This window comes from Campylobacter sp., from assembly GCF_052170435.1.
Classification (GTDB): domain Bacteria; phylum Campylobacterota; class Campylobacteria; order Campylobacterales; family Campylobacteraceae; genus Campylobacter_A.
The window spans coordinates 1-11,190 of the sequence record NZ_JBQNAN010000022.1 but is presented as its reverse complement, the minus strand read 5'-3'; the positions used below and the strand labels follow the sequence as shown (position 1 = coordinate 11,190).

At 42.3% G+C, this 11,190-nt stretch carries 12 protein-coding genes; 3 read left to right on the top strand and 9 right to left on the bottom strand.

Features of this window, described 5'->3' with window-relative positions; genetic code table 11:
• Nucleotides 1-501 precede the first annotated feature (501 nt).
• From ACTTJF_RS08550 to ybaK, 8 genes are all read right to left on the bottom strand, one after another.
• Entirely contained in the window at nt 502-1,509 is a 1,008-nt protein-coding gene (locus ACTTJF_RS08550) for a class I SAM-dependent methyltransferase (protein ID WP_442551593.1), read from the bottom strand.
• Nucleotides 1,499-2,701 (bottom strand): ABC transporter ATP-binding protein, encoded by a 1,203-nt coding sequence (locus ACTTJF_RS08545; protein ID WP_442551592.1) that lies wholly within the window; start codon nt 2,699-2,701, stop codon nt 1,499-1,501. Before ACTTJF_RS08545 ends, ACTTJF_RS08550 begins: the two co-directional genes overlap by 11 nt.
• The gene (locus tag ACTTJF_RS08540) at nt 2,698-3,468 is read right to left on the bottom strand and encodes an ABC transporter permease (RefSeq protein WP_442551591.1); all 771 of its coding nucleotides are present in this window, start codon (nt 3,466-3,468) and stop codon (nt 2,698-2,700) included. The genes ACTTJF_RS08545 and ACTTJF_RS08540 overlap by 4 nt, the downstream gene beginning before the upstream one ends.
• Nucleotides 3,469-3,525: 57 nt before the next feature.
• Nucleotides 3,526-4,140 carry a sugar transferase gene (locus tag ACTTJF_RS08535; protein WP_442551590.1) on the bottom strand — a complete coding sequence of 205 codons (615 nt, stop codon included), beginning with the start codon at nt 4,138-4,140 and terminating at the stop codon, nt 3,526-3,528.
• A complete protein-coding gene (locus tag ACTTJF_RS08530; protein ID WP_442551589.1) occupies nt 4,137-5,258 on the bottom strand; it encodes a glycosyltransferase family 4 protein in 1,122 nt (373 codons plus the stop codon). Before ACTTJF_RS08530 ends, ACTTJF_RS08535 begins: the two co-directional genes overlap by 4 nt.
• 12 nt (nt 5,259-5,270) lie before the next feature.
• Nucleotides 5,271-6,614: a mannose-1-phosphate guanylyltransferase/mannose-6-phosphate isomerase gene (locus tag ACTTJF_RS08525; protein ID WP_442551588.1), complete on the bottom strand. Its 1,344-nt coding sequence runs from the start codon at nt 6,612-6,614 to the stop codon at nt 5,271-5,273.
• A gap of 2 nt (nt 6,615-6,616) precedes the next feature.
• Nucleotides 6,617-8,017, bottom strand: a complete 1,401-nt coding sequence (locus ACTTJF_RS08520; protein ID WP_442551587.1) for a phosphomannomutase/phosphoglucomutase — start codon at nt 8,015-8,017, stop codon at nt 6,617-6,619.
• Nucleotides 8,018-8,084: 67 nt separating this feature from the next.
• Nucleotides 8,085-8,558 carry a Cys-tRNA(Pro) deacylase gene (ybaK, locus tag ACTTJF_RS08515; RefSeq protein ID WP_442551586.1) on the bottom strand — a complete coding sequence of 158 codons (474 nt, stop codon included), beginning with the start codon at nt 8,556-8,558 and terminating at the stop codon, nt 8,085-8,087.
• 60 nt (nt 8,559-8,618) lie between these two features.
• Between ybaK and fliL the strand changes: the two genes are divergently transcribed.
• Together fliL and acpS are read left to right on the top strand one after the other, a co-directional pair.
• Complete coding sequence (gene fliL, locus ACTTJF_RS08510; RefSeq protein WP_442551585.1) at nt 8,619-9,143, top strand: flagellar basal body-associated protein FliL; 525 nt, start codon at nt 8,619-8,621, stop codon at nt 9,141-9,143.
• The gene (gene acpS, locus ACTTJF_RS08505) at nt 9,140-9,493 is read left to right on the top strand and encodes a holo-ACP synthase (RefSeq protein WP_442551584.1); all 354 of its coding nucleotides are present in this window, start codon (nt 9,140-9,142) and stop codon (nt 9,491-9,493) included. The genes fliL and acpS overlap by 4 nt, the downstream gene beginning before the upstream one ends.
• Nucleotides 9,494-9,897: 404 nt before the next feature.
• Here the strand turns inward: acpS and ACTTJF_RS08500 are convergent, their stop codons facing one another.
• The gene (locus tag ACTTJF_RS08500) at nt 9,898-10,509 is read right to left on the bottom strand and encodes a trimeric intracellular cation channel family protein (protein WP_442551583.1); all 612 of its coding nucleotides are present in this window, start codon (nt 10,507-10,509) and stop codon (nt 9,898-9,900) included.
• Nucleotides 10,510-10,718: 209 nt separating this feature from the next.
• Between ACTTJF_RS08500 and ACTTJF_RS08495 the strand changes: the two genes are divergently transcribed.
• Nucleotides 10,719-11,190: hypothetical protein (locus ACTTJF_RS08495; protein ID WP_442551582.1), on the top strand; the 472-nt coding region annotated here is incomplete at its 3' end.

Below are 11,190 nucleotides of genomic sequence, written 5' to 3'. Positions count from 1 at the left end.
TTGGTAAGGAAAAAATTCACATCTTCTATACTATAGTTGCGCCTTAGATTTTCATCGATATTCTTAGGATTATCTACGATAATCGTTATATCGTAATATTTTACTAGCCCCTCCAAAAGCTCAGAGCTATAAAAGCTTATGCCGGATTTTTCATTCGGCAACGGCGAAAAAAAAGCTAAACTTAGCTTTTTATCACTTGTCATCTCAGGTTTGGTTACAGAGATTTTAAATTTTTTAAAATCGTCGTAACTCACGATAAAATCGGAATTTGTGTTTTTTAAAAAATATTGTTTTAATTTTTTTATATCATTTTTATCATCGACATAAAGCGTCGGCTCAAAAATATAATAGTTAAAGCCTGTTAGTTTTTTTCTTAAATTAAACGTATCGACATTTTTATTTGCGCAAATTAAAAATTCTATTTCAGCCTTATTTAAACCGCTAAATTTCGATATGTCGATATCTTCCAAAAACTCTAAATCAACTAAAACACGGGCCATTCTAATCCTTCTTTAGTTTATCGTAAATTTCCGATTCTTTTTTTGTCAACGTAGATGAATAAATTTTACTACACCTTTTTTGTTTGATAATACTCTTGGGATTTTTTATATATTGTTTTAATAGGTTAACTATTTTTTTTACAATATCTTTACCAGCCCTTAAAGGCTTAGTTATACGCCAAGATCTACTGCTTAAAATACCATTAAGCTCATTTTGTTTTGCTATTAATATATCTTTTATATCATTGATTGTTGTTTTTATATTGTTTTCATTACTTTCGGTATATCTTCTTGAAATTTGATATAAATTTATTCCATATGTTTTATTAAAAGCGTTATCAAAAATATCGCTTTTATCACCGCTTTTTTGTGCAATAACCGAGTAATCCGGGCTAACTCCACCAAGCACGTCATAAATTTCCAAAATATCTCTGCGTTCAAGATAGTCATGCTCATTGGTAAAAAATACAAGATTTCGCTCAAAGCCGTTATACTGCGTCGCGAAAGCCAAGAGCTCGTGCGGGATAGGCTTTATGTGCGACGCATCAAGGTAAAATTTATGCGTCGCAAGTATTATATTTTCAGGGTTTGGCGTCTCAAGGATCAAGATACCGCATGGAGCCAAAACCCTTTTTGCTTCTTTGATTAGCTCTAGCACGTCGTCAAATTTGATATGCTCCACTACTTGAAAAGCAGTTATGACATCAAGACTGTTTTCTTCTAGGCTTTTTAATTCACACAGAGCGTCGTTTACCGCCGCGTTTAGTCCCTTTTGCGAGGCTACTTTGACCATACTTTCATTCACGTCGATACCGCGAGCGTTAAAACCGTTTTCGTTTAGCAAGCTTATCCATTCGCCGCGTCCACAGCCGATATCTAGGGCCTTTGCTTCGTCTTTTATTTTTTTTAAAGGGTTTATAAATTTTAGATATTTTTTCTGCCTCTCTTTTATGAGCTCTTCGCTACCTCTAAATTTTTCCTCAAACGCTACGTAAAAATCATCGTTCATTTTTTATCTCCACTATCGGTTCAAGCCTACAAAGCCCGACAAATTCTTTTTTCTCCCCGCTTATAACCTCGAAATTTAAAGCGTTATCTATCCAGTGATAGCACTCGTTTATGTGCGTTTCGTCAGGATGAACGGCGACGGTCAAGGTGTATAATCCCACGCCGATATTTAGACGCATTTTAAAATCCACATCGTAAATTTCGCCTTTTTTAAACGCGTATTTTCCGCCTAGCAAACCGGTATTCGTGCCGTAGATGTCTTGACCGAATTTATCTTTTATCAAAACCCCAATCGATGTATCCTCACTGCCCAAATTTGACAGAAGCTTGACGCTAAATTTTACCTCGTCGCCGCAGCTTACGGTTGTAGTTTGCAAGCCGTCTTTTTGCATCGAAATTTCTAAAATTTCAACCTCTTTCGTGCCGTAGTTATTTTCAGAAACCTTGATCTCTTCATCCTCTTTTGATATCTCGGAGATCAAATAGTTGTAAGTATCGAGCACATCGGAAGGATTGCCGTCCTGGACTATCCTGCCCGTTTTTAAAAGTATTATACGGTCGCAAAGCAGTTTAAGCGCGTTTAGATCGTGCGAGACGAAGATCACGCTTTTGCCTAGCTGCTTGATCTCTTTTAGCTTTTTGACGCATTTTTGCGAGAAGTGCGCGTCGCCCACAGACAGCGCCTCGTCAATGATAAATATAGACGCATCCGAAAAAATAGCAATGGAAAATGCAAGCCGCACAACCATACCAGAGGAGTATGTGCTTATGGGCAAATTTATAAAATCCTTTAGCTCGCTAAATTCGATGATATTTTGTAAATTTGCATCTATATAGGCTCTATCCATACCAAGCAAATAGCCGTTAAAATAGATATTTTCTATACCGTTTAAATCGTAGTTAAATCCTGCTCCAAGCTCCAAAATCGCGGCGATTTTTCCCGTTTTCTCGACCGTGCCCGAGCTTGGCGCCAAAACGCCGCTGATTATCTTTAAAAGAGTAGATTTGCCTGCGCCGTTAAGCCCGATGATGCCCAGACTCTCGCCGCTTCTTAGATCAAAACTAATATCGCGGTTCGCAAAGAAACTTTTGTGACATTTTTTACCGAAAAATATCTCTTTTAAGCGGTCGCTCTCGCGTTCGTAAACTTTAAATTCCTTGCTTATATTTTTTACACTTAAAACTACGCTCACAATACGTCCTTAACGGCGCTTATGAGTTTTTTATAAAAGTAAAATCCCAGCAAAAAAGCAACCGATGCCGCAAAAAACGGAGCGATAAAATCTGAAATTTTAAACTCGTCAAACAAAAATATATTTTGATACGGTTTTATAAAATAATAAAGCGGGTTTATATCAAGCAAAATAGGCGCCTTTTTTTCTATAATCTCGGCCGGATAGACTATCGGCGTAGCCCAAAAAAGCAACTGCAAAACTATCGGAACAACCTCTTTGATATCTCTAAAAAATACCGAAAATACGGAAAATAAAAGCCCGAGCCCGAAGGTAAAAACAAACTGAAGCGCCATAAGCGGAATGAGAAATAGCAAATTTAAGCTAAGTCCCTTGACAGCGGCTAAAAACAGAATACCGATAAACATAGAAAATGCAAATATTATGTACTGTATGATGAGCGGACTAAGCTCAAACGCATAAAGCGGGGTGCTCACTTTTTTCAGTATGCCGGCTTTCGCAAAGGGCGTTTCTATCATTATAGCCAGCGCGCTACTAAAAGCCGAAAACGCAAAAAGCCCCGGTATCAAGTATATGCTGTAAGAGTAAGCCTGATCGCTGATACCAAGCCTTGCGCTCATAAAATCGGAGAATATAACGGTGTATATAAAAAGCATCACGATAGGCGAAACGATATACCAAATTTGACCGAGTCCAGTTTTTGCGTATCTGCTTTTTAAATCGAATTTTACAAGTTGATAAATGTTTATTATTTTATTTTTTATCAATAATTAGCCTAATTTTTTATTTATATTCTACCCAAATTTGATTAAATTTTATACAAACTATCCCTTTAAAACGATGCCTATCGTCTTAAAGAGTATCCCAATGTCGCCCAAAACCGATAAATTATCTACATATTTGCAGTCGATTTTCACACGCTCGTCAAAGGAAATTTCATTCCTGCCGCTCACCTGCCAAAGCCCCGTAAGCCCCGGCCTGACCCTTGCTATCTTGCCTAAATTTTTACCGATTTGTTTTTTTTCGTAAAACATATACGGACGCGGTCCAACCAGGCTCATTTCAAGTCTAAGGACGTTAAAAAGCTGCGGCAACTCATCAAGCGAAGTACGCCTGATAAATCCGCCGACTTTTGTTATGCGCGGATCAAATTCGTATTTGTGAAATTTTGCAAAATGCTCGACCTCTGCGGGATTTTGCTCGAGATAATCGTCTAAAATTTTACGCCAATTTTTATGCATAGATCTAAATTTATAGCAGCTAAACGGCTTGCCGAAGCGCCCTATTCGCTTTTGCTTGAAAAATACGCTCTCGCCGGGCTCGTTTATCTTTACGACTGCGGCTATGACGGCGACGACCACAAGCCAAATCGGCGCACTAGTGATAACGACAGCATAATCAATCACGGCTTTTAGCAAAATTTTAGAGCGCAGATTCATAGCTTGCCCTCCAAAAATCTCTCGTAGCTTTTCTCTACAAACCCCTTTATCTCGTACTCAAAGCGCTCTTTTGAAAATTTTAGCGCATTTTGTCTGATCGCTTGTGGATCAAATTTGTCGCTATTTTTTTCAAATTTTACCACCGCTTCGTTTAGACTAGCTTCGCTTTGCTCGCTAAAATAAACGCCCGTAACGCCATCTATCACGCTCTCTTTCGCCCCGCCTCTACCCAGACAGACCACGGGCGTCCCGCAGGCCTGAGCTTCCACGGGGGCTATACCAAAATCCTCCACGGCAGCAAAGACGAAGGCTTTTGCCTTACCCATCAGCTCCGCAGTCTCACGCGCACCCCGAAAGCCTAAAATTTCAACATTTCCTTTGGCGATGTTTTTGATCTCGTTCATCTGCTCGCCGTCACCCACTACGACTAGCTTTTTGCCGCTTTCGTTAAAGGCGCGCACGATTAAATCGATCTTTTTATAAGGCACCATCCTTGAAACCGTGACGTAAAAGTCCTCTTTATTTTCGTTTAATTTAAAATTTGCAGTATCTACGGGCGGGTAGATCACGGCGGCGTCTTTGCCGTAAATTTTACGTATACGGCGCGCGATAAAATTTGAGTTTGCGACGTAAACGTCGGCTCTATTTGCCGCGGCGATATCCCACAGACGGATTTTATGTAAAATATACCTAGCCAGCATCGATTTTAGCCCGCGCTCTAGTTCGTTTTGACGCAAATAGTCAAAATACATATCCCAAGCGTAGCGCATCGGCGTGTGGATATAGCTTATATGAAGCTGGTTTGAGTGCGTCAAAGCACCCTTTGCTACGGCGTGCGAGCTAGATAGTACGACGTCAAATTCGCTCAAATCAAACTGTTCTATCGCTAGCGGAAAAAGCGGCAAATAGTTTCTAAATTTGCTCTTTGCAAACGGTAAATTTTGAATAAAACCGGTGCGAGCGAATTTACCTTTTAAAATCTTTTGCCTATCGTCAAATTTGAGGTAATCAACAAGGCTAAAAACCTCAAAATCATCCCAAATATCCGTAAAGCTCTGCACGCAACGCTCAGCTCCGGCATAGGTTTCTAGCCAGTCGCAAACCAGAGCTTTTTTCATGCACTCCACCACTTACTTTCTATCGTAGTCGTCGATAATGCGCACGATATCATCCTCGCCCAGATACTCGCCCGTTTGTACTTCTATGACGATTAGATCGGAGTTTGTAGTATTTTCCAGACGGTGAGTTTGTCCTTTTTTTATATATATAGACTCGTTTCGTTTTATCTGCATCTCACTATCATCTATGGTTACTAGCGCCTCGCCCTCTACGACGACCCAGTGCTCGTTTCGCTTAAAGTGCTTTTGCAGACTCAGCCTTTTGCCAGGCTTAACCACGATCTTTTTCATTTTGTAGCCGCTGCCCTCACCCAGCACCTCGTAGCTACCCCACGGACGGTACACGCTCGTGTGCGTTTCGCAAATTTCAGGCAATGAATTTGAAAAGTGCTTATATACCTCTTTTACCTTTTGCGAACTACCTTTTTTAGCGATCAAAAGCGCGTCTTTAGTGTCGACTACGAGCAAATTTTGCACATCCACGAGCGCGGTCGGTTTTTTGGTTAGGATGAAATTTTCGCTTGCGTCGATTTGTAGCGACTCGCCCTCGTTTTTTATCTTTTTACTCAGCTCGTCAAAGCTACCCATATCGCTCCAGCCAGCATCAAGAGGTACCATTTTGATGTTTAGGCTTTTTTGCATTAACGCATAGTCGATACTGATATCCTCGATCTTATCCATAAAATTCGGACTTATTTTTAGCAGGCAAGGCTCGTTTGCCGAGCCCTCTATCGCCGCCACAACGTCCTTTACGATGCTTGGCGCATATTTTTTCATCTCGCTTAAAAACACACCCGCCTTAAAGCAAAACATGCCGCTATTAAAATAATATCCGCCCTCTTTTATAAATTTAGTAGCGGTTTCGAGGTTAGGCTTTTCGATAAATCGCTCCACGTCGCCGTTTTTATCGGCCTTGATGTAGCCGTAACCGGTATTTGGCTCGCTAGGTTTTATGCCAAACGTCACCAAAAATCCTTGACTTGCGTAACTTTTTGCGATCAAAAGAGCCTTTTTGTATTCGGCCTCCTCCTCGATCAAATGATCGCTCGGAGTAACGAGCAAAATTTCGTCCTCATCGCAGCAAAGCGCCGCAAACGTAATCGCCGCGGCAGTGTTTTTACCAAAAGGCTCAAGAATAAATTTATCTATTTTTTTACTTCCGCATTCATCAAGCGCCAAAAAATAGTGCGCCTCGTTGCAAACGATGATCGTTTTTTGTGCGTGTACGTTGCGTCTAAGCGTAAGGTCAAAGAGCGATTTGCCGTTAAAAAGTCTGATAAATTGCTTTGGCATTAGCGTTCGCGACAACGGCCAAAGTCTCGTACCCGAACCGCCGCAAAGTATAACGTTTGTCATTTTTACGCCTTTTGCTTTAAATTTTCGACCAAATTTAAAAATTTTTCTTGAAGCCGCGCCAGTAAATTTTCATCCTTGGTCTCAAATCTCGTAACGATAACCGGCGTCGTATTTGAGGCTCGCACTAGTGCCCAGCTGCCGCCTTCAAATCTCACTCTAACGCCGTCTATATCGATGATTTCAGCTATCTTACCTAAGCCTGCTAGCAAATTTTGCGCGTCGCCCTTCTCGTAAATTTCAACCAAAACCTCTTTTAGCTTTGCAACCAGTTTAAATTTTTGCGCATCGGTCGTTTTTATTTTTATCTCGTCGGTGCTAAAGACCTTTGGTAGCTTATCGAGCTCGCCGTCTAGGTTAAAGCCTTTAGCCACAAGCTCTAGCGCGCGAAACATCGCGTACGTCGCGTCGTCAAAGCCAAAATACCTCTCCTTAAAGAAAATATGCCCGCTCACCTCTGCCGCCATGTCGATATTTAGTTCCTTCATCGCCTTTTTGATGTTGCTGTGGCCGGTCTTACCCATGAAGCTTTTGCCGCCGTGCGCGTCGATCTCGTCGTACATATTTTGTGAGCATTTGACCTCGCCCAGCACTCGCGGATTTTTCATTGCAAGACTATATAGATAGGCTAGTTCGTCGCCTTTTATGTTGCATTTTTTGGTTAGAACCGCGATGCGGTCGCCGTCGCCGTCAAAACCAAACCCTATGTCAAATTCGCCCTTGAGCGCGGTCTTTAGGTCGCTTAAATTTTTCTCCTCACTAGGGTCGGGGTGATGATTTGGGAAGTTTCCGTCGGGCTCGGGGTATAAAATTTGAGTGTCTAAATTTAACGCCTCGCAAATTTCGGGCAGAACCGCTCCGACCGCGCCGTTCGCGCAGTCGATGACGATTTTAAGAGGCAGAGCCTTTAAATGCGCAAACTGTTCTATAAGAAAATTTTTATAAGGCGTCGCGATGTCGAATTTCTCAGCTCTTAGATCATTCGGGATTTGCGTTTTTGCCGCGATGTCGTCTAGTACGGCGACTTTTAACTTTTGCAAATCCTCGCCGAAGTAACTATCCTTAAAAATCGTGATTTTAAAGCCGTTGTACTCTTTTGGATTATGAGAGCCGGTTATCATTATGTTTGCGTCAAATTTGTCCGTAAACACGCTAAAATACCCGACCGGCGTCGGTAGCAAACCGATATCGTAGACCTTGATCCCGGCTAAATTTAGCCCGCTAACTAGCCAGCCGAAAATCTCGCCCGCGCTTAGTCTAGCATCATATCCTACGCTAACGTTTTTTGCGCCTCGGCGTAGCATTTCTCGGCCCAAATTTAACCCGATCGCCTTAACGCTCGTTTCATTTAGATCGCGCTCATAAACGCCGCGTATATCGTATTCTCTAAAAATTTCATCTATCAAAATTTTACCTTTTTAAATTTATTTTATTTTAAGACGGCGTATTTTAGCATTTTTGGGTTAAATTTTACTAAACGGCGACGTCGCCGAGCTTTGCGTTGATGGCTTCTATCAAGCTTTGCGGCGCGATTTTTATCTGTTTTCCGCGCACGCCGGCGCTTACGTAGACGTAGTCTTGTTTTAAAATCCTCTCGTCAAAAAACGTTTCAAACGCCTTTTTCATCGCTATGGGCGAGCAGCCGCCACGGATGTAGCCCGTCACTTTTTCAAGCTCTCTTAAGTTTAAAAGTTCGCATTTTTTATGCCCGCTAAGTCTTGCTAGAGCCTTTAAATTTAAGCTCAAATCGCCCTGTATGCACGCTACGACATAGCCTCTAGGCTCGCATTCGCAGACGATGGTTTTATAGATTTTTTCTATTTGCTCGCCGCAAACGGCAGCGACGTGAACGGCACTCAGATCGCTCTCGTCCACTTCGTATTCAACTAGCTCGTAGGGGATATTTTTACCGTCTAGAAACCTCGCGGCATTTGTTTTATGTACCATTGCCTTCTCATTTTTCAAAAATTTAAGATATAATTATAGCTAAAATTTTAAGGAGAATAGATGGCTGAAGAGACGCAAAGCAAAAAAAGCAGTAGCTTAGTTTTAATCATAATCATCGTTATTTTGATACTACTTTTGGTGGTCGGAGGATTGCTTGCATTTTTACTAATGAGCGGTAACGACGACGCTACGCAGGGGCAAACGGCACAAGCGCAAACCGAACAAGTCCAATCGGCGGCTCCAAAAAGCACGGCAGGCAAGCGCTCAAACGACTACATAAATATGGGGCCCGTTTATCCACTCGATCAGTTTATCGTAAATTTACTTAGCGAAAGCGGCTCAAGATACCTAAAAACAAAGGTTGATCTAGAGCTTAGCGCCGAGACGCTAACGCCTGAAATAGACAAGAAAAAGCCGCTAATCAGAGACATCATCGTATCTACCCTCTCGTCTAAAACGTATGAAGAAGTAAGCACTCAAAAAGGCAAAAACCGCCTAAAAGACGAGATAGTCGACCGCCTAAACGAGGTTTTGGCCGACGGTCATATAAAAAACATCTACTTTACCGACTTTGTGGTGCAATGATCGGCATAGATATCGTAGCGATCTCGCGAATCTCAAGACTTAAAGAGCGACGAGGCGAGGATTTTTTGAGATATTTTTTGAATGACGATGAGATAAATATCGCAAAAACGGACGCTACGATAGCGGGATTTTTCGCAGCTAAAGAGGCTATCAGTAAAGCTCTTGGTTGCGGAATCTCGGCCGAGTTTTCCTTCTTTGACGCTCAAATTTACAAAGACGACAAAAACGCCCCCAAAGTAAAGCTCTCGGAAAAAATCATCAAAAATTTCAATCTAAAAGACGCGCAAATAACCATCAGTCACGACGGCGGCTTTGCTATCGCCGCTGCGATACTGCAAAAGGTGGATTAGGCTTTTAAATTTAGCTCGGAAATGGACTAAAATTTACCGCTAAATCAAATCATGATTTAGCCAAATTTGGCAACTGTTCGCCGAGCTTTTTTACTCGACAAACGCAAGCCAAATTTGATACTGTTTTTATCTGAGCCGAGTTTTTCAACTCCTATACTTCGCTAAAATTTATCTGTGCTATAAACTGAAGCGGCTCACCACTTTTCCAGTTTTGTATACGGTCGCTGGGTGGTCCCCCAAATTTTGACGCTCCTATCGGCGCTTTTTTGGCGAAATTTCCACCGCATTTTTAGCATAGCTTTTTATTTCTTCAATTATACGCTCGGATCCGTATTTTCATATCTTGCGCGTAAATTTTGCAAATTTTCAAATTTAACGCATCGCAGTAAAAAGTTAGACAGATTTTATTTCTGCAAAGTCGGCAGATGCCAACCAAGATAATACGCCGCAAGCCTAAACACGACGCCAAACGCAAAAAGCCCCATCACCCAAAACACGCTCGTAAATCCCGCATAATCCATAGCAAAATAAATCAGCCCCACGACGATGCTAACCGTCGCGTAAAGCCCGGTTTTAAGACACCATGGCACTTCGTTAAACAGCACGTCGCGTATCATGCCTCCGCCCACGCCGTTGCAAAGCGCGAGCAGCACGACGCCAAAGACGTTGTAGCCAAACTGTAGCGCCACGATCGCCCCGACGATAGAAAAGCTTACCAGATCAACGGCGTCGGTGGTGACGAAAAGGAATTTTTTCTCGATATCGCTTCGCTTGTGCAGGCGTAAAAACGCCGAGAGAAAGAGCATCGCCATCACGATAATGCACGGAGCGTAGTGCGTAAACGAATACGGCGGGCGCGAGACGATAGCGTCGCGCATAAATCCGCCTCCAAGCGCGGTTAGAAGCGCGGCGATAAAGATACCCAGCCAGTCGCAGTCGCGCTTAACCGCGAAGATAAATCCGCTCGTGGCTGCCGAGGCGATGCCGATGTATTCGGCGACGAGGAGCGCAGTCATTTTTAGCCTTAAGTTTTTAAACGAGATTTTACATTTTTAAAATAAAAAAATGGATAAATTTAAACGAAATACCAAACAAAAGCGCCTATTTTGATCGCGTTTGCGATTTTACGGTTGTAAATTTAAAAAACCACACCTGCACTCAAGTACAATATACAAAAAATAGAAAAAACAATATAATAGCGCAAATTTTAAAGTAAAGGGTAGTCGTGCCGGCCAAAGCAAGTATCGTAAAAAGCACCAAAGAAGACGCTACCGTCATGCTGCAAAATAGCGATAAAGACGTAGCCATAGTAGACGAAGATACTTTGCTATTAGATCAAAGCATAACGGCAAAAGAAAACCTTGAAGACGAGACTATAGCGGCCGATATCATTACCTCACAGCAAGCATCGCTAGACGAAATCCAGCCCCAAGACGCAAAAGAAACAGTGTCTGACGGCAGCGGCGGATCGGTTAGCTCGGACGGCGTAAGCCTGAGCAAAGTTACGTTTACCGAGGGCGGCCATATATCAAGCGTAATTGCAACATACGGCAACTTAGCGTCAAATCAAACTTCTGAAAGCATCAAAGCATTTACTAGCGCCGCAGCAAGCGGCATTGCTGAGAATGTTGATTCTCAGCAACCGACGCCAGTTCCGACTCCGACGCCAGTTCCGACTCCGACGCCAGTTCCGACTC